At 33.4% G+C, this 18,137-nt stretch carries 17 protein-coding genes; 13 read left to right on the forward strand and 4 right to left on the reverse strand.

Translation table 11 applies throughout. The features are described from left to right. The first annotated feature begins 104 nt into the window (after nt 1-104). Genes ribD through ribH form a run of 4 tightly spaced genes read left to right on the forward strand, consistent with a single transcriptional unit; the run spans nt 105 to nt 3,450 of the window. Nucleotides 105-1,148 (forward strand): bifunctional diaminohydroxyphosphoribosylaminopyrimidine deaminase/5-amino-6-(5-phosphoribosylamino)uracil reductase RibD, encoded by a 1,044-nt coding sequence (ribD, locus tag AAA453_RS07045; RefSeq protein WP_427704213.1) that lies wholly within the window; start codon nt 105-107, stop codon nt 1,146-1,148. Nucleotides 1,149-1,154: 6 nt separating this feature from the next. Then, nucleotides 1,155-1,787 carry a riboflavin synthase gene (ribE, locus tag AAA453_RS07050; protein WP_046465612.1) on the forward strand — a complete coding sequence of 211 codons (633 nt, stop codon included), beginning with the start codon at nt 1,155-1,157 and terminating at the stop codon, nt 1,785-1,787. Nucleotides 1,788-1,797: 10 nt separating this feature from the next. After that, nucleotides 1,798-2,979 carry a bifunctional 3,4-dihydroxy-2-butanone-4-phosphate synthase/GTP cyclohydrolase II gene (locus AAA453_RS07055; protein ID WP_046465611.1) on the forward strand — a complete coding sequence of 394 codons (1,182 nt, stop codon included), beginning with the start codon at nt 1,798-1,800 and terminating at the stop codon, nt 2,977-2,979. A 12-nt stretch (nt 2,980-2,991) separates the two neighbouring features. Then, on the forward strand, nt 2,992-3,450 hold the full coding sequence (ribH, locus tag AAA453_RS07060) for a 6,7-dimethyl-8-ribityllumazine synthase (RefSeq protein WP_046465610.1): 459 nt from the start codon (nt 2,992-2,994) through the stop codon (nt 3,448-3,450). Nucleotides 3,451-3,562: 112 nt separating this feature from the next. Here the strand turns inward: ribH and AAA453_RS07065 are convergent, their stop codons facing one another. Next, nucleotides 3,563-4,564: a proline dehydrogenase family protein gene (locus tag AAA453_RS07065; RefSeq protein ID WP_427704215.1), complete on the reverse strand. Its 1,002-nt coding sequence runs from the start codon at nt 4,562-4,564 to the stop codon at nt 3,563-3,565. 264 nt (nt 4,565-4,828) lie between these two features. Between AAA453_RS07065 and AAA453_RS07070 the strand changes: the two genes are divergently transcribed. The 3 genes from AAA453_RS07070 (at nt 4,829) to AAA453_RS07080 (ending at nt 7,408) form a co-directional block, all read left to right on the forward strand. Continuing rightward, the gene (locus tag AAA453_RS07070; protein ID WP_069818199.1) at nt 4,829-5,653 is read left to right on the forward strand and encodes an alpha/beta fold hydrolase; all 825 of its coding nucleotides are present in this window, start codon (nt 4,829-4,831) and stop codon (nt 5,651-5,653) included. A 247-nt stretch (nt 5,654-5,900) separates the two neighbouring features. Further along, nucleotides 5,901-6,857, forward strand: a complete 957-nt coding sequence (locus AAA453_RS07075; protein WP_046465607.1) for an L-lactate dehydrogenase — start codon at nt 5,901-5,903, stop codon at nt 6,855-6,857. Nucleotides 6,858-7,006: 149 nt separating this feature from the next. After that, on the forward strand, nt 7,007-7,408 hold the full coding sequence (locus AAA453_RS07080) for a transcriptional regulator, SarA/Rot family (RefSeq protein WP_021339039.1): 402 nt from the start codon (nt 7,007-7,009) through the stop codon (nt 7,406-7,408). A 131-nt stretch (nt 7,409-7,539) separates the two neighbouring features. Here the strand turns inward: AAA453_RS07080 and AAA453_RS07085 are convergent, their stop codons facing one another. Both AAA453_RS07085 and AAA453_RS07090 read right to left on the reverse strand, forming a co-directional pair. Next, nucleotides 7,540-8,100 (reverse strand): tRNA (mnm(5)s(2)U34)-methyltransferase, encoded by a 561-nt coding sequence (locus AAA453_RS07085; protein ID WP_427704217.1) that lies wholly within the window; start codon nt 8,098-8,100, stop codon nt 7,540-7,542. After that, entirely contained in the window at nt 8,097-9,050 is a 954-nt protein-coding gene (locus AAA453_RS07090) for a TIGR01212 family radical SAM protein (RefSeq protein ID WP_285323414.1), read from the reverse strand. Before AAA453_RS07090 ends, AAA453_RS07085 begins: the two co-directional genes overlap by 4 nt. A 110-nt stretch (nt 9,051-9,160) precedes the next feature. On the opposite strand from AAA453_RS07090, the gene AAA453_RS07095 reads away from it, so the two are divergent. The 3 genes from AAA453_RS07095 to AAA453_RS07105 all read left to right on the forward strand — a co-directional run bounded on the left by AAA453_RS07095 (nt 9,161) and on the right by AAA453_RS07105 (nt 13,472). Then, nucleotides 9,161-10,330: an MDR family MFS transporter gene (locus AAA453_RS07095; RefSeq protein ID WP_427704219.1), complete on the forward strand. Its 1,170-nt coding sequence runs from the start codon at nt 9,161-9,163 to the stop codon at nt 10,328-10,330. Nucleotides 10,331-10,727: 397 nt separating this feature from the next. After that, on the forward strand, nt 10,728-13,142 hold the full coding sequence (gene leuS / locus AAA453_RS07100; protein WP_427704221.1) for a leucine--tRNA ligase: 2,415 nt from the start codon (nt 10,728-10,730) through the stop codon (nt 13,140-13,142). Between the two features lie 18 nt (nt 13,143-13,160). Further along, the gene (locus AAA453_RS07105; RefSeq protein WP_069818201.1) at nt 13,161-13,472 is read left to right on the forward strand and encodes a rhodanese-like domain-containing protein; all 312 of its coding nucleotides are present in this window, start codon (nt 13,161-13,163) and stop codon (nt 13,470-13,472) included. 275 nt (nt 13,473-13,747) lie between these two features. Here AAA453_RS07105 and AAA453_RS07110 read toward each other — a convergent pair whose 3' ends face one another. Next, a complete protein-coding gene (locus AAA453_RS07110; RefSeq protein ID WP_427704223.1) occupies nt 13,748-15,007 on the reverse strand; it encodes an NAD(P)/FAD-dependent oxidoreductase in 1,260 nt (419 codons plus the stop codon). A 121-nt stretch (nt 15,008-15,128) separates the two neighbouring features. On the opposite strand from AAA453_RS07110, the gene AAA453_RS07115 reads away from it, so the two are divergent. Genes AAA453_RS07115 through AAA453_RS07125 form a run of 3 tightly spaced genes read left to right on the forward strand, consistent with a single transcriptional unit; the run spans nt 15,129 to nt 17,887 of the window. Continuing rightward, nucleotides 15,129-16,766, forward strand: a complete 1,638-nt coding sequence (locus tag AAA453_RS07115; RefSeq protein ID WP_069818276.1) for a putative polysaccharide biosynthesis protein — start codon at nt 15,129-15,131, stop codon at nt 16,764-16,766. Continuing rightward, nucleotides 16,763-17,461: a pseudouridine synthase gene (locus tag AAA453_RS07120; protein WP_046465599.1), complete on the forward strand. Its 699-nt coding sequence runs from the start codon at nt 16,763-16,765 to the stop codon at nt 17,459-17,461. Before AAA453_RS07115 ends, AAA453_RS07120 begins: the two co-directional genes overlap by 4 nt. A gap of 15 nt (nt 17,462-17,476) precedes the next feature. Next, entirely contained in the window at nt 17,477-17,887 is a 411-nt protein-coding gene (locus AAA453_RS07125) for a YtxH domain-containing protein (RefSeq protein ID WP_046465598.1), read from the forward strand. The last annotated feature ends 250 nt before the right edge of the window (nt 17,888-18,137 follow it).

Consider the following 18,137-nt stretch of genomic DNA (forward strand, 5'->3'; position numbering starts at 1 on the left):
AATGGATAAGTGTATTTAACTTGAAGCTAATGATGTTATATCAATATATCCCACACCTGAAATATTTTATTTCAGGTGTTTTTTTATTATTTAGAGGTGATAACGTGAGTCAATATTTAAATTATGCAATCCAATTAGCAAAAATGGTCAATGGTCAAACGGGTGTAAACCCACCTGTAGGCGCGGTAGTTGTTAAAGACGGCCGAATCGTAGGGATGGGCGCACACTTAAAAAAGGGCGATAAACATGCTGAAGTACAAGCGTTAGATATGGCACAAGATGAAGCTAAAGATGGTACCATTTTTATCTCATTAGAGCCATGTACACATTTTGGTTCAACGCCACCTTGTGTAAATAAAATTATTGATTTTGGCATAAAGAAAGTCATATATGCTGTAAAAGATACGACTTTAGCGTCTAACGGTGACGAAATATTACAACATGCAGGAGTAGAAGTTGAATTTCGTCATAATGCAGAAGCAGAACACTTGTACAAAGACTTCTTTATAAGCAAAAGTAAAGAGGTTCCTGAAGTGACAGTTAAAGTAGCTTGTAGTTTAGACGGTAAACAGGCCACTGATGAAGGTGAAAGTAAATGGATTACGAATACAGCCGTTAAGCATGATGTATTCAACTTACGTCATACGCATGATGCTGTACTTACAGGTAGAGGCACGTTAGATGCAGATAACCCTCAATATACAACACGAATTGAGGAAGGTAAGCATCCAATAAAAGTGATTTTATCGCAATCAGGCCAAATTGATTTTGAATTAGACATGTTTAAAAATGCTAATACACCTATTTGGATTTATACACAAAATAAAAACTTGAAAACAGATATTGAACATGTAGAAATTATTATTTTAACTGATTGTTCAATTGAAAATATTTTAATAGATTTATATCAAAAGGGAATTGGGAAATTGTTAGTAGAAGCGGGTCCAACCGTATCTTCAGCATTTCTACAATCTCAATATACGAATGAACTTATCTTATATTATGCCCCGAAAATTATAGGTGGTTCTGGTAATTATCAATTTTATCAAACTAAAAACATTTTTAGATTATCAGAAGTACCACAATTCGAAATTGTTAATTCCCAAATGCTTGAGCAAAACATTAAATTAGAGTTGCGAAAGAAGTGAATAATCATGTTTACCGGTATTGTTGAAGAAATAGGCACGATTAAAAAAATAACGACACAACAATCTGTAGTTAACTTAACAATTGATTGCGAGACCATCTTATCAGACATGCATATAGGAGATTCTATAAGTGTGAATGGCGCATGTTTAACTGTTGTTGATTTTAATAAGCATTCGTTTTCAGTACAAGTAATTAAAGGTACAGAAAATAAGACTTATCTAAATCATTTAAACCAATCTGCAGAAGTGAATTTAGAAAGAGCGATGAGTGGTCAAGGTCGTTTTGGAGGGCACTTTGTGCTCGGGCATGTAGATGAAGTAGCTAAGATTACACGTATACAAGCATCAGATAATTCTAAAATTGTAACAATAAAGCCTACTACTACACTTATTAAACAAATGGTGCCACAAGGATCCATAACTGTAGATGGCGTAAGTTTAACTATTTTTCAATTAAAAGATGCTGAATTCGACATTCATCTCATTCCTGAAACGCGAAGATCCACTATTTTAAATCAAAAACGTGTAGGCGATCCGGTCCATATTGAAACTGATATGTTATTCAAATATGTAGAGAGAATTGTCAGTAATAATGAATCAGGATTAAGCACCGAAAAACTTAGAGCATTTGGATTTTAGGAGGGGTAGTATGAAATTAGATAGTATAGATACAGCGCTTGCGGAGCTTAAAAAAGGTAAAAGTATTGTGGTCGTTGATGATGAAAACAGAGAGAACGAAGGCGACCTAGTAGCTGTGACAGAATGGATGCAAGATAATACCGTTAATTTCATGGCGAAATATGGTAGAGGACTCATCTGTGCACCAATTAGCAAAGATATAGCCAGAAAATTAGAACTCAATCCAATGGTGAGTCATAACTCTGATGTTTATGGTACAGAGTTTACTGTGAGTGTCGATCATATTAATACGACGACAGGTATTAGTGCTGGAGAAAGAACAATGACAGCAAAAGCGTTGATAGAAGAAAATGCAACAGCTAGTGATTTTAATAAACCAGGTCACTTATTTCCGTTAATTGCACAAGATAATGGTGTGTTAGAAAGACGTGGTCATACAGAAGCATCTGTAGATTTAGCAAAACTAACAGGAGCAAAGCCAGCAGCATTAATTTGTGAAATTATGAATGAAGATGGTTCAATGGCTAAAGGTGAAGAATTAGAAGCATTTAAGGAAAAGCATGAGCTTGTAATGATTTCTATTGAAGATTTAGAAACATATAGAAAATCACTCACATCTAAGTTAGAAGCAAAAGCAAAAGTAAAAATGCCTACTAAACATGGTAAGTTTGATATGTATGGTTTTACTTCACAGACGAGTGACGAAGAACTTGTGGCGATTGTAAGTGGAGACATAAAGAAAACTGAGAATGTGCGTATTCATTCTTCTTGTCTGACAGGAGATATTTTTCATAGTCAAAGATGTGATTGTGGAGAACAACTTGAAGCTTCTATGAAATATATAAGTGAACATGGTGGCATTATTTTATATTTACCTCAAGAAGGTAGAGGTATTGGTTTAATTAATAAGTTAAAAGCATATGAACTTATTGAACAAGGTTATGATACTGTGACAGCTAATATTGCTTTAGGTTTCGACGAAGATTTGAGAGATTATAAAGACGCCGCAAAAATTTTAAAGTATTTTGGTATTGAAAGCGTGAATTTGTTAAGCAATAATCCCAAAAAATTCGAAAGTCTAGAAACTTATGGTGTAAATATTGCGAAAAGAATTGAGCTAGTAGTTCCAACAAATAAATTTAATCAAGATTATATGGATACAAAAAAAGAAAAAATGGGTCATTTAATATAGGAGGGCAATAAGATGAATTTTGAAGGTAAATTAATAGGTTCAGATTTAAAAGTAGCAATTGTGGTAAGTAGGTTTAATGATTTTATTACAAATCGTTTATTGGACGGGGCTAAAGATACTTTAGTGCGACATGAAGTACCGAAAGAAAACATTGATGTAGCATATGTACCAGGTGCATTTGAAATTCCATTAGTAGCTAAAAAATTAGCTCAAAAAGGTGAATATGATGCTGTAATCACTTTAGGTTGTGTAATAAGAGGATCTACTTCTCATTATGATTATGTTTGTAATGAAGTGGCGAAAGGTGTTTCTAAGGCAAATGATATTGCTGATACACCAGTTATCTTCGGTGTTGTGACAACTGAAAATATTGAACAAGCAATAGAACGTGCCGGCACAAAAGCAGGTAATAAAGGTGCAGATGCAGCAATTAGTGCAATAGAAATGGCTAATTTATTAAAAGAAATATAATAGAACCAGACTGAAGCACTAACTTTTTTATAAAGGCTATAGGTGTTTCTACTAAAATAAAAAGAATTGGACTTAACGAAATCGTTATTGTCCAATTCTTTTTTGTTAAAGATTATTTTTTTAAAAGACGATATACTAAAGCACTAGCTGCTCCAAAGGCTGCAACTACACCTGTAACGATACCCGCTTTTTTCATTACTTCGGGTTTCATTAACTCTTTAAACATTAAATTTAAATTTTGAGGTCGTTCAGCTAGTCGTCTCATAAAGTAACTAAACCAATCATCCCCATATGGTACATAAATACAGAAATTGTTACCTTCACCAGCTATTTTCTCTGCTAAATCAGTACGGAAACCATATAACATTTGAAATTCGTACTGATTTTTTTCAATATTATTATCTTTGATAAATTGTTTTATATGTGTAATAACTTTATCATCATGAGTGGCAATTGAAGTTACATTTTTAGCGTTTAATAGTCTTTTTTCAATTAAACGTATGTAATTTTCGTCAATGTCTTCTTTAGTTTGATAAGCTATTGTATCAATTTCTTTATATGCGCCTTTAACCATGCGCAATCGTAATTCCGGATATTTTTCTACAAGTGTATCAGCTTCATATAAATAACCTTGAATTACGGTACCTACATTTTTGAATTCACCTTTTAAACGGTCTAACACTTGCGTGATGTCAAATAAACTATCATACTTTTCAGTATCGATATTAATATGCATATTATTAAACTCATTCGCTTTTAATAATATTTCACGTAGATTGCGATAAGCAAGATCTAAATCAAATTCAGAGCCTAACTGGCTTAATTTAATAGACATGTGACCATCTAAGCTATGATTATAAATAGCATACATCACTTCTAATATTTGATCTTTTGATTGAATTGCTTCACCTTCAGTTACAACAAATTCTCCAAGGCAATCTACAGTAACTGTAATTCCCTTGCTGTTTAGACGTTCAATTGTGTTTAATAAGGCTTCGATTGTATTGCCGGCAACCACTTTATTAGCACCGAGCATTGGACCGATTTCCTTAGCACTCTTATTTAAAAAAGGGTTGTTAGATAACCCGATAAAAAAATTTTTCACAATTGGCATATTAATTCCTCCCATTCTGCTTACAGCTGATCTTTCAATATAAGTGTAGCATGAATCTAAAGGGAATGAAATCGTTTACAATAGAATATATTACACTTTATTTTATTAAATACACTTATGATAAAGTGTTGATTATAAGATGCTTTTAATTTTTAAAACAAATTGAGTTTTTCGCGTCTATGGTTATCTTTAAAATGGAAAAAGTACATCGTATTTTGATACAATAAATATAATGAAATTTAACGAGAAGGGGAAGTATGTATTATGTGGAAATGGGAAACCGAAAAGGAAGCTAAAGGTGTCGTTGTAATTGCACATAACATGCTTGAACATACGGGAAGATACGCATATGTAATTACGATGCTTCGCCGAAATGGATATCATGTTATTATGGGCGATTTACCTGGACAAGGGCAAACGTCACGTTCTAACAAAGGTCAAATTGACAGTTTTGATGTATATCATGAGCATATTCTAGAGTGGATTAGAATAGCGAATGAGTATAAAATACCTACTTACGTGTTAGGTGTCGGTTTAGGTGGTTTAATTACACTTAATTTACTTGAAAAAGTAGAAGTACCAATTGAAGGTTTGATGCTTTTATCTCCACTTTTAGAATTTAAAAAGAGTAATAAATCTCGTAAAGACAAAATAATTTCAAATATAGGTAAAGTAGCTAAAGATACAAGATTTAAAGTAGGGATTACAGTTGAAGACTTAACACGAAACGAAGAAGTAATTGAAGAAACAAAAAATGACCAGTTGATGTTGCAAAAAGTAACTTATCATTGGTATAAACAAATCATAGAAATTATGAAAGAAACGGTAACACATTTAACTGATATTAAACCATTACCACTATTGTTAATGTATGGTCTAGAAGATCAAGTTGCAGATGTATCAACAATGGAATTAATTAAAGACAAAGTCACAACCGAAGAATTATATTTCAAAGCATGGGAAGGACTTTATCATGAGGTACATAATGAACCTGAAAGAGATGAAGTAATGAGATATATTTTGGCATTTTTAAATAATAGTGCTAGCAATAATGGCTTTATCGTTCATGATGAACATGAAGTATCTTAATTAAAAGAACCCTTATACTAAAATAGAGTAAGAAAAGCATCGGAAAACTTTAAATGTTATCTGATGCTTTTTTTTATAAAATTATCAGAAGTATGGTGTATGTAAATCTATTAGAAAGATTAACAAAATAATATTGTGAAAAAAATAACAAAGTTATTGAAAAACTTATGAAATACTGTTATATTTATATTGTGAAATAAATCACAAACATTAACTAAATGATTGAATACGTGAGGAGCGTCATATAATGAAACAAATTAAAAATAATAAAGTAGTTTTAATAGGTGATGGGGCAGTAGGTTCAAGTTATGCTTTTGCGTTAGTAGCTCAAGGTGTTGCTGATGAATTAGTAATTATTGATTTAGACGAAGAAAAAGTTAAAGGCGACGTCATGGATTTAAATCACGGTGCGCCATATGGTGATTCACCAGTGAAAATCAAAGCAGGCGCATATAATGAATGTACAAATGCAGATTTAGTAGTTATTACTGCTGGAGCAGCTCAAAAACCAGGTGAAACACGCTTAGATCTTATCGAAAAAAACACCCAAATTTTTAAAGGAATTGTTTCTGAAGTTATGAAATCTGGATTTGATGGTATTTTCTTAATTGCAACCAATCCGGTAGATGTCTTAACATATGTGACATACAAAGTATCTGGTTTACCGAAAGAAAAAGTGATAGGCTCTGGGACAATTTTAGATACAGCACGTTTTAAATATGAATTAGCTGAAGAATTTGGCGTTTCACCAGGTAGTGTGCATGGTCAAATCATCGGTGAACATGGCGATTCAGAATTAGCGGTATGGTCTCAAGCTAATATAGCCGGTCAATCTTTATATCAATTTTTAAAAGATGACCCTGAAAAACAACACAGGGTTGAAGAGATTTTTACAAATACGCGTGATGCAGCCTACGATATAATACAAGCAAAGGGTGCAACGTATTATGGGATTGCAATGGGGCTATTACACATTACAAAAGCAATTTTAAATAACCAAAATGTTGTACTAACAGTTTCGAGTTATTTAGAAGGTGAATACAACCAAGAAGATGTCTATATTGGTGTACCAACACAAGTAAATAAAGAAGGTGCTGTAAAAGTTTTTGAAATGCCTCTAGACAGCCATGAGCGCGAATTATTCGAAAAATCAGCTACTATTTTGAAAGAAATGCAAAATAAAATATCTCATATAATTGCATAATTCATAGTTTAAATTTAAACTGTATATAAGATTAATTTTATTAAAAATTCTAATGTTAATTCAGTGAAGAATTTATTTACTAAGAATGATGTTTTTTGATAAATTAATTTTACATGTTTAACTTTATACTATGATTGGGGGATTATTCTATGGGGAAGACATTTACTGATAATGTTGATGGCGTTTTAAGATTAGAAATGGTGTTGAATGACATCGAAGATATCTTTAACAAAGTTCAAAAGCAGTACAAGATGTCGAAAGAAGAAATTTTGATTCTTTTAACGCTTTGGAAAGAAGGATCGATGACTTTAAAAGAAATGGATGATTTTGTGCACATTAAATCTTATAAGCGTACAAGAACTTATAATGATTTAGTGGAAAAAGCGTGGATCATTAAAGAAAGACCACAAAATGACGAACGTACAGTTATCATTCATTTCAATGAAGATTTAAAAGCGCAACGGGAAAGCCTTTTAAATTTCTTCAAAGAAGAAATTGAATCAAAATCAACTAGCATTCAAACTAGTCTTAAATCTATCATTAACTTATAGGGAATAAGCAAAGCCTCGGTAGTCAAATACCGAGGCTTTTGTTTGTCTTTTTTATTTTATTTTCGAATAAATTGTTAATAATCGTGATTGTGTTAAGAAATTATATCTTGAACTCATGAGGTATTCACAGTCTAAATTTTTTCAAGTGCACAGATAAACGGCGGGTTATTCTGTTGATTGATAAATTGATATTGCAATACATGTGCTTTAGTTTGATCAAACTGTGACAAATATTCAATTACAGCATCACGTTCTAATTTACCTTCATCATGACCATGGTAGATCACTAATATAATGACGCCTTCTGGAGCTAATATATCAAAAATTGAGTTGATAGCTGATAATGTACTTTCAGGGTGGGTAACAATCGATTTATCACCTTTAGGTAAATATCCTAAATTGAAAATGGCAGCATCCACTTTACCAGCTTCAATCTCTTGAATATGCTGTTTTACATGCGCATGACTATCTTGAATCAACATTACATTGTCATAACCTTCAGTTTTTTGTTTTGTATTACTAATAGCTTCTGCTTGGATGTCAAATGCATATACTTTACCGTGAGGCACTTGTTGCGCAAGAAAAAGTGTGTCATTGCCATTACCACAAGTAGCATCTATGACAATGCTTTCTGATGTCATATGTTGTTGAAGCAACGTTTTCGCAAATGGTAAAATGCGTTCTAATTTCATGATTTTATCGTACTTTCAAAATGTTTTCCTTGATATGATTCTCTGCGACCTAGTTCATTATCAATTTCGTTCAGTACTTCCCATTTATTAACACTCCACATTGGACCTACCATTAAATCAATCGGACCATCACCAGTAATTCTATGAACAATCATTTCTTTTGGAATGATTTCTAATTGATCACAAACTAATTTAGTATATTCATCCTGTGACATAAATTCTAACATGCCTTTATCATACTGTTTCACCATTGGCGTGCCTTTAAGTAAATGAAGTAAATGAATTTTAATACCTTGGACGTCCATTTGAGCGACTTCTTTAGCCGTCTCCATCATCATCGTATAGTCTTCGCCTGGCAAACCATTAATAATATGCGTACAAATATTAATATTATGCTTACGTAATTTAGCGATACCTTCATAATATGTTTGCATATCATGCGCGCGATTGATTAAATCTGATGTTTCTTGGTGTACCGTTTGTAAGCCAAGCTCTACCCATAAATATGTACGCTCATTTAACTCTGCCAAATACTCAACCACATCATCAGGCAAACAATCAGGTCGTGTACCTATTGAAAGGCCAACAACACCAGGTTCCTTCAAAGCAGTTTCATATTTTTCACGTAATTCTTCGACAGGTGCATGCGTATTTGTAAATGCTTGGAAGTAAGCAATGTATTGACCGTCACTCCATTTTTCGTGCATTCTATCTTTAATTTGTTGAAATTGTACATCGATTGGATCCACACGATTACCTGCAAAATCTCCGCTACCTGCAGCTGAACAGAAAGTACATCCTCCATGTGCTACAGTACCGTCTCTATTAGGACAATCAAAGCCACCGTCAATTGCTACTTTGAAAATCTTTTGTCCAAATTTATTTTTTAAGTGATAATTCCAAGTGTGATATCTTTTATTCTCGAATGCGTAAGGGAAAAATTGTCCCATAAAACATTTTCCTTTCTGAATTCATTCTAGTTAAAGATTTTAACATATTTTAATGATATAGTGTTTAGTGTAAAATTAGAAATTTTTAAAATAGAGAGGAGCTTACTGTTATGAAAATGCCTAAATCAGTGTGGTGGTTAGTTATTGGGATGGCATTAAATATCACTGGCTCAAGTTTTTTATGGCCCTTAAATACAATTTATATGAATGAACAATTAGATAAAAGTCTTACAATGGCTGGTTTTGTCCTAATGATTAATTCGTTTGGTATGGTCATTGGTAATTTATTAGGTGGTAATTTATTTGATAAATTAGGTGGCTATCCAACGATTATGATAGGTACTGTTATATGTTTAATCAGTACAACACTCTTGAATTTCTTCCACGGATGGCCTTGGTATGCGGTTTGGCTCGTAGCATTAGGTTTTGGTGGGGGTATGATTATTCCAGCTATTTATGCACTTGCAGGCGCTGCATGGCCTCAAGGTGGCCGCCAAACATTTAACGCAATCTATTTAGCGCAAAATTTAGGCGTCGCTATAGGAGCAGCATCCGGAGGTTTTGTGGCAGAGTTGAGTTTCAATTATATATTTATAGCTAACTTATTAATGTATGTAGCATTTGCAGTGGTAGCAATTACACAATTTAATATTAAACTTGATGTGAAAGTAAAATCGAATGATACGATGTCCTTATTATCTAAACAAAACAGAGTTCAATTTACTGCGCTGTCACTTTTATGTGTGATGTTTAGTATTTGTTGGATTGCATATATTCAATGGGAGAGTACGATTGCTTCTTTCACTCAAGAAATTAATATGTCAATGAGCCAATACAGTTTATTATGGACTGTTAATGGTATTATGATTCTGGTTGCACAACCGCTGATTATGCCGGTGATCAGGTTGCTAAAAGGTAATTTGAAATATCAAATGTTAGTAGGTATATCGATTTTCATAGTGTCATTTTTAGTGACGAGTTTTGCTGAACAATTTTCAGTGTTCATGATAGGTATGATTATACTGACATTAGGTGAAATGTTTGTTTGGCCAGCTGTTCCAACAATTGCAAACCAATTAGCTCCAAAAGGGAAAGAAGGAGCGTTTCAAGGGTATGTTAACTCAGCAGCAACTGTTGGTAAGGCTTTTGGTCCACTTATAGGTGGGGTCCTTGTAGATACACTAAATATGCAAGCGATGTTTTTAAGTATGATAGGGTTATTAGTTATCGCAGTGTTTTTCTTAATGATTTATGATAAGAAATTACCAAAAGACGTATAAGTTATACGTGGAAAATAAAAAGTTTAATCATTTTCTCGAACAGGTGTAAGGTTGCCTGTTCGATTTTTTTATAAAAACTAATAAATCGCCACACAGAAACTTTTAGTGTAGCTTTATTTCACGTTTTCCACTTGAAATAAAACCTTTTTTCAAATATCATTAGTAATGTATAGGAGTAGTAACTTAAAAGCTTTTCTACAGAGAACTAGGAAAGGTGGAACCTAGTGTTAAGCATTGAGTGAACTTACCAGGACTTAAATGAATTTATAACATCTCTAACTATTAATTTAAATGAGCGCACATTTAATGTGAAACTGGGTGGTACCGCGGTGAAAGTCGTCCCTTTTGAAGTCGATAATAGTTTGAGGTGTTTTTTTATTGAATAGGAGGAAAAGTAGTGAACTACAATCATAATGAAATTGAAAAGAAATGGCAGGATTATTGGGCAGAACATAAAACTTTTAAAACGAGCGATAATTTAGGTCAAAAAAAATTCTATGCACTAGACATGTTTCCATACCCATCAGGTGCAGGACTTCATGTAGGGCATCCAGAAGGTTATACAGCTACAGATATTATTTCTCGTTATAAACGTATGCAAGGATACAATGTGTTACATCCAATGGGGTGGGATGCATTTGGTCTTCCTGCAGAACAATATGCCTTAGACACTGGGAATGATCCTCGTGAATTTACTAAAAAGAATATTCAGACGTTTAAACGTCAAATTAAAGAATTAGGTTTCAGTTATGATTGGGATAGAGAAGTGAATACTACAGACCCAGAATATTATAAATGGACGCAATGGATTTTTATTCAATTATATAATAAAGGACTCGCTTACGTAGATGAAGTTGCAGTAAACTGGTGTCCAGAACTTGGTACAGTACTTTCAAATGAAGAAGTTATTGACGGTTTGTCTGAACGTGGTGGCCACCCTGTGGTAAGAAAACCAATGAAACAGTGGGTATTAAAAATTACTGAATATGCAGATCGTTTACTTGAAGATTTAAATGACTTAGATTGGCCTGAGTCTTTAAAAGACATGCAACGTAACTGGATTGGTCGTTCAGAAGGAGCTGCTATCGCATTCGACGTAGAAGACAGTGATGCCCAAATTGAAGTGTTTACAACACGTGCAGATACTGTATACGGTGCAACCTTCTTAGTGTTAAGTCCTGAACATGAACTAGTAAATGAAATTACAACAGCTGATCAAGAAGCAGCTATCAAAGATTATCAACAAGAAGCGGCTAAAAAGTCAGACTTAGAACGTACAGGTTTATCTAAAGAAAAATCGGGTGTGTTCACTGGCGCATATGCAACGAATCCTTTATCGGGGCAACAAGTGCCAATTTGGATTGCTGATTATGTGCTTGCCACATATGGAACTGGTGCAGTTATGGCAGTACCAAGTGGAGACCAAAGAGACTATGAATTCGCAAAAACATTTGATTTGCCACTTTTAGAAGTTATCGAAGGTGGAGACTTATCGCAAGAAGCCTATGATGGAGATGGACCACATGTTAATTCAGGTGAGTTAAATGGTTTATACAACGAAGAAGCGATTGCTAAAGCAATTGAATTGTTGGAACAAAAAGGTGCGGGTACTCGCAAAGTAAATTATAAATTACGAGACTGGTTATTTAGTCGCCAAAGATATTGGGGTGAACCAATACCTGTAATTCATTGGGAAGATGGTTCAATGACCACTGTTCCAGAAGAAGAACTACCATTACTTTTACCTGAAACGGATGAAATCAAGCCTTCAGGTACAGGTGAATCTCCATTAGCTAACATTTCAGATTTTGTTAATGTGGTTGATGAAGAAACTGGAATGAAAGGTCGTCGCGAAACAAATACGATGCCACAATGGGCAGGTAGCTGTTGGTATTATTTAAGATATATTGATCCTGATAATGACCAAATGCTTGCAGATCCAGAAAAATTAAAACACTGGCTACCGGTTGATTTATACATTGGTGGTGTAGAACACGCAGTACTTCACTTATTATATGCGAGATTCTGGCATAAAGTTTTATATGATTTAGGTGTAGTTCCTACTAAAGAACCATTCCAAAAATTATTTAACCAAGGCATGATACTTGGTGAAGGTAATGAAAAAATGAGTAAGTCAAAAGGTAATGTAATCAACCCAGATGATATCGTGAAATCACATGGTGCTGATACTTTACGTATGTATGAAATGTTTATGGGACCACTTGATGCAGCAATTGCATGGAGCGAAAATGGCCTGGACGGCTCTAGACGTTTCTTAGATAGAGTTTGGCGCTTATTAGTAACTGATGATGGTTTGATTTCCGATAAAGTGGTAAACAATAACAGTAAAGCTTTAGATAAGAGTTATCATCAAACAGTGAAAAAAGTAACTGAAGATTATAATACGTTGAATTTCAATACTGCAATAAGTCAACTTATGGTATTTATTAATGATTGTTATAAAGCAGATGAAATTTACAAACCATACATTGAAGGTTTCATTAAAATGTTGGCACCAATTGCGCCACATATATCTGAAGAATTATGGACGCAACTTGGACATGAAGAAACAATCACTTATCAACCATGGCCTTCATATGATGAATCATTACTCGTTGATGATGAAATCGAGATTGTTGTTCAAGTGAACGGTAAAGTACGTGCTAAGATTAATATTCCTAAAGACACTTCAAAAGAAGAAATGGAACAATTAGCACTTGGTAATGAAAATGTTAAGGCTGAAATTGAAGGTAAAGAGATTAAGAAAGTCATTGCAGTACCGAAAAAATTAGTTAACATTGTAGCTCAATAATAACAGGAGGAATTATTTATGGAATCTATAACAATTGATGAATTAAAAGAGAAAATTTTAGATAGTGACCCAATTCATATCGTTGATGTTAGAACAGATGAAGAAACAGCTATGGGTGTGATACCAGGCGCAGAAACAATACCGATGAATCAAGTTCCGGATGAATTAAATCATTTTAATAAAGATGAAACATACTACATCATCTGTAAAGTGGGCGGTCGTAGTGCACAAGTAGTACAATACCTTGAGCAAAATGATATCCATGCAGTTAACGTTGAAGGCGGCATGGATGCATGGGGCGACGAAGGTTTAGAAATCAATAGTATTTAAGTTAAAATAAAGCTTATAATATTGAATTGAAAATATTGTAAGTTTTATTTTTAGAGCGTTTATTGCAATTTTAAAATGTCGACAAAGTCTCTGACTTTGTTGGCATTTTTTTGTGCAGGTATTCCATAAGCGCAACATCATCTTATAGTCTTTAGCTATGAACTTGTCGAAGACAAAGATTACTTCAAAGAAAAATACAAATCAAAAAAAACAAACAAAATGCTATAAGCGCATTTTGTTTGTTTTTTTTGATTTGTGAAGCTTATATTTCAGCATTAAAGATGAAATTCACCCGCGTTTGAACCGGCTACATTACCAGTGACTAAAGCGCTTGTGATATTATATCCACCTGTGTAACCATGTATATCTAATACTTCACCGCATAAAAATAACCCTGGTACGTGTTTTGACATCATAGATTTAGGGTGTATTTCTTTTAATGACACACCACCACCAGTTACAAAAGCTTTATCGATGGGCAACGTTCCATTGACAGTAAAAGTAAATCCTTTAAATAATTCAACTAATTTATTAATTTGTGCATTTGAAATATGGTGAGCAGTTAAGTCATCACTAATTTGTGCTTGTTCAATAATGAATAATAAATAACGTTCTTCGATTAACCCGTGCAAACTATTTTTAATATATTTGTCAGGTGTATCTTTTAATATATTTCTAATTTGTGCTTCTAATTGAGCGACACTCAGATTTGGAAAAACATCAAGTTGCATCTGAATCTCTTTTTGTTTTTGACTTTTTTGCTCTTTATATACAAATTGACTACATCTCAGTGCGGCAGGTCCACTTATACCAAAATGTGTGAATATCATATCCATTTGATGTGTGATACGTTGTTTGCCATTCTTTTTTAATACGGATAGTGCAACATCTTTTAAACTTAATCCTTTTAAACGTTTGTTCTTAATAAATGGTTCAGAAGATGTTATAGGGACTTCGGTTGGAAATAATTCTGTAATTGTATGCCCTAAATGTTTAGCGAATTTATAACCATCTCCAGTAGAACCAGTTTTGGGTACACTAGTACCACCAGTCGCAATAATAAGACTCTTACATTCAAATTGTTGTTGATTATTTAGCATAACTTCAAACGTTTGTTGGGGCGTATATTCAATAGATTGAACAGTTGATTCTTCTTTAACGTCGACATTATTTTGTTGTAACGTATGAATGAGTGCATCTACCACGTCTTGTGCTTTATTAGATACTGGAAACATACGACCATGATCTTCTTCTTTTAAACCTACACCTCTGGATTCGAAAAATTGAATGATGGATTCATTATCAAATACAGAGAAAGGGCTATATAAAAACTTTCCATTACCCGGTATGTTTTTAATAATTTCATCATAAGGAAGGCGGTTAGTAACATTACAGCGGCCACCACCAGAAATTTTCAGCTTGCGACCCAATCCTTTTTTCTTTTCAATTAATAAAACATTTTCACTATTTTGACTTGCTGCAGCGGCAGCCATGAGTCCACTTGGCCCACCACCGATTATAATTGTTTGATACATTTTATTGCCTCCCTTAGCTATATAGTGTTATTTTATAGTAATATACTTTTGAAAAAAAGTAGTTATAACGTTATTATTAAAGTTATGAGTGTAAAAATTAATTTGAGATAGGAAGATCTGAATGAGTGAAAGTAAAGAATTAGTGAGGGGCACCTTTTTAATTACGCTTAGTATTTTGATTACTAAGGTTTTAGGTGTTATATATATTATTCCATTCTACTCGATTATTGGTGGAGAGGAAAATTTGGCGCCTTTCAACTATGCATACACCCCGTATAATATAGCGATTGCTATTGCAACTGCGGGCGTCCCATTAGCAGCGTCTAAATATGTATCTAAATATAATGCAATGGGCGCGTATAGGGTAAGTGAGAAACTGTACAAATCAAGCTTTCTTGTTATGACTGTAACAGGATTTATAGGTTTTTTCATCTTATATTTATTAGCTCCAACAATTGCATCTATTACTTTAGCAAATAAAGCAGGTGCAAATGGCGGATGGTCAGTAGATGAAATTACATGGATTATTAGAATTATTAGTATGGTAGTTATTTTTATCCCGCTACTTGCTACATGGCGTGGTGTGTTCCAAGGTTACAAATCTATGGGACCGACGGCAGTGTCAGAAGTTATCGAACAAATCGCACGTATACTATTTATTTTAGTTGGTAGTTATTTAGTGCTTAATGTATTTAACGGTAGTGTACTTGCAGCTAATGGTATTGCTACATTTGCAGCGGCTGTAGGAGCAATTGCAGGGATTTTCACGCTATGGTATTACTGGAGAAAAAGAAAGCCTAATATTGAAAAAATGGTTGCAACGGATACAACGGGTATCGATGTATCATACGGTAAAATGTATAAGGAAATTATTTCTTACAGTATCCCGTTCGTCATTGTGAGTTTAAATTTCCCATTATTTAATTTAGTCGATCAATTTACACATAACAGTGCACTCGGTTTAGCTGGCGTTCCAAGTCATATGCATGACTATTTCTTTACAATTTTAAATATGACGACAAACAAAATTGTGATGATTCCAACAGCATTATCAGCAGGTTTTGCAGTAAGTTTAATTCCATTTATTACGAAAACTTATGCAAAAGGTGAATTGCATGAGATGCACAGACAAATGCGTACGTCGTTAGGTGTTTTAATGTTCATCACAGTGCCTGCAAGTTTAGGTATTATGGCATTAGCGTTACCATTATATACAGTCTTTTATAGTTATAATGTTGATGGTAGCCAAATGCTATTCTACTATGCGCCAGTAGCGATTCTAATTGGTTTACTGAGTGTAACAGCATCTATGTTACAAGGTATTGATAAACAAAAATTAACAGTATTTGTTATATTAGCAGCAGTTGTAATAAAAGTAGTATTAAATACGCCATTAATTTTAGCGTTCCATTCTGCTGGTGCGATATTAAGTACGGCAATTGCATTGTTATTTGCAGTATCATGTAATCTGTATATACTTAAAAAACACGCTAAATTTGATTTTTCAGAAACATGGTTACATTTTGGTAAAATATTCTTATATAGCTTAATTATGATGATATCAGTTGAGTTAACATTCTTTATCTTACAATTATTTATTTCAACACAATCTAAATTTGGATCGCTGATTATAATTATTGTTAGTGTAATTGTAGGTATGTTAGTTTATGCTAGCATGACAATGAAGACAAGGCTTGCAGATCAGTTTTTAGGTGATATTCCACAGAAAATTAGACGTAAGTTAGGTATTGCAGAATGAGAATAGATAAATTCTTAGCTAATATGGGCGTAGGAACACGTACAGAAGTGAAACAGTTATTAAAAAAAGGCAATGTTACCGTGAATGATAAAAAAGAGAAGTCACCAAAAATTCAAATTAATCCAGAAACGGATATTGTAAGCGTCAATGAAACGCAAATTCAGTATATAGATAAAATCTATTTGATGTTAAATAAACCAAAAGGGTATTTATCAGCTACTGAAGACAATAATCAACAGACTGTTATAGACTTAGTAGATGAATTTAGATATTTAGAACTATTTCCAGTTGGTCGTTTGGATAAAGATACTGAAGGGTTATTGCTCATCACGAATGATGGGCAGTTTAACCACCAATTGATGAGTCCAACAAAGCATGTTTCTAAGACATATGAAGTGATTTCTGAAAAAACTATTACAAAAAATGATATAGAATCCTTTAAAACGGGTATTGAATTAAATGAGGGATTGGCGAAACCTGCTCAATTAGTTGAAGGTGATGAAAAGAACAAATCATTTGTCACAATATACGAAGGAAGGTATCATCAGGTTAAGCGTATGTTTCATGCTATAGATAATGAAGTTTTAGCTTTGAAACGTATTAGCATTGGCGACTTAAAGCTAGATTCAGCATTAGCGCCAGGAGAATTTCGTCATTTAACTCAACAAGATTTTAAACAATTAGGATTAAAATAATGAAGAGGTGTTTTTATGTCAAATTTATTTAAAGCAGTATTAGGAATCGGTGGAGCAGCGGCTGCAGTTGTTCTTTCTAAAAAAGAAAATAGAGATAGATTGAAAGATGAGTATGGCAAATACAAATCTAATCCAGAATCATATAAGCAAAACGCGAAAGATATCGCTAGTCAAATTAGTTCAAAAGCAGGCGAAACTTATAGCGAAGTAAAACAAGATCCTAAAGGTTATGCTTCAAAAGTAAAACAAGACCCTAAAGGTTACCTTAAAGATCAGAAAAATAATTTCAAAAATAGTGTTAAAAAAGAAGACGTAGAGATTGAAGAAGCTAGATTCGATGATGAAGGCGGAGATCCTTCTAATAATCTACGTGTCGTAACTGAAGAAGAATTAAAAAATAATAGTAATAAACGTGATAATAAATAGTAAATTACTATTTGGCGACCTAGTTCACTTTAATGAACTAGGTTTTTTTATGCGTGTGGGACAGAAATCTATATTTTTAACAAGATTTCGTCGTATGAACCCAGCCCGACAAAGTAGACTAGAAAATGGAATACAAGCGCTGAAGCGCTTTTTCAATTTAGTCAATCACTGCGAAATTAATCATTGAGGCTGAGATATGTATTTTATCTCACCTTCTTTTTTATATTAATACAGATTTTGAAATATATTA

This window comes from Staphylococcus parequorum (genome assembly GCF_039237145.1).
Taxonomy (GTDB): domain Bacteria; phylum Bacillota; class Bacilli; order Staphylococcales; family Staphylococcaceae; genus Staphylococcus; species Staphylococcus equorum_A.

What these genes read in the sequence shown, in the direction of transcription:
- ribE (WP_046465612.1), top strand. Translation starts at nt 1,155, where the DNA reads ATGTTTACCGGTATTGTTGAAGAAATAGGCACGATTAAAAAAATAACG.
- AAA453_RS07055 (WP_046465611.1), top strand. Translation starts at nt 1,798, where the DNA reads ATGAAATTAGATAGTATAGATACAGCGCTTGCGGAGCTTAAAAAAGGT.
- ribH (WP_046465610.1), top strand. Translation starts at nt 2,992, where the DNA reads ATGAATTTTGAAGGTAAATTAATAGGTTCAGATTTAAAAGTAGCAATT.
- AAA453_RS07065 (WP_427704215.1), bottom strand. Translation starts at nt 4,564, where the DNA reads ATGCCAATTGTGAAAAATTTTTTTATCGGGTTATCTAACAACCCTTTT.
- AAA453_RS07070 (WP_069818199.1), top strand. Translation starts at nt 4,829, where the DNA reads ATGTGGAAATGGGAAACCGAAAAGGAAGCTAAAGGTGTCGTTGTAATT.
- AAA453_RS07075 (WP_046465607.1), top strand. Translation starts at nt 5,901, where the DNA reads ATGAAACAAATTAAAAATAATAAAGTAGTTTTAATAGGTGATGGGGCA.
- AAA453_RS07080 (WP_021339039.1), top strand. Translation starts at nt 7,007, where the DNA reads ATGGGGAAGACATTTACTGATAATGTTGATGGCGTTTTAAGATTAGAA.
- AAA453_RS07085 (WP_427704217.1), bottom strand. Translation starts at nt 8,100, where the DNA reads ATGAAATTAGAACGCATTTTACCATTTGCGAAAACGTTGCTTCAACAA.
- AAA453_RS07090 (WP_285323414.1), bottom strand. Translation starts at nt 9,050, where the DNA reads ATGGGACAATTTTTCCCTTACGCATTCGAGAATAAAAGATATCACACT.
- AAA453_RS07095 (WP_427704219.1), top strand. Translation starts at nt 9,161, where the DNA reads ATGAAAATGCCTAAATCAGTGTGGTGGTTAGTTATTGGGATGGCATTA.
- AAA453_RS07105 (WP_069818201.1), top strand. Translation starts at nt 13,161, where the DNA reads ATGGAATCTATAACAATTGATGAATTAAAAGAGAAAATTTTAGATAGT.
- AAA453_RS07110 (WP_427704223.1), bottom strand. Translation starts at nt 15,007, where the DNA reads ATGTATCAAACAATTATAATCGGTGGTGGGCCAAGTGGACTCATGGCT.
- AAA453_RS07115 (WP_069818276.1), top strand. Translation starts at nt 15,129, where the DNA reads ATGAGTGAAAGTAAAGAATTAGTGAGGGGCACCTTTTTAATTACGCTT.
- AAA453_RS07120 (WP_046465599.1), top strand. Translation starts at nt 16,763, where the DNA reads ATGAGAATAGATAAATTCTTAGCTAATATGGGCGTAGGAACACGTACA.
- AAA453_RS07125 (WP_046465598.1), top strand. Translation starts at nt 17,477, where the DNA reads ATGTCAAATTTATTTAAAGCAGTATTAGGAATCGGTGGAGCAGCGGCT.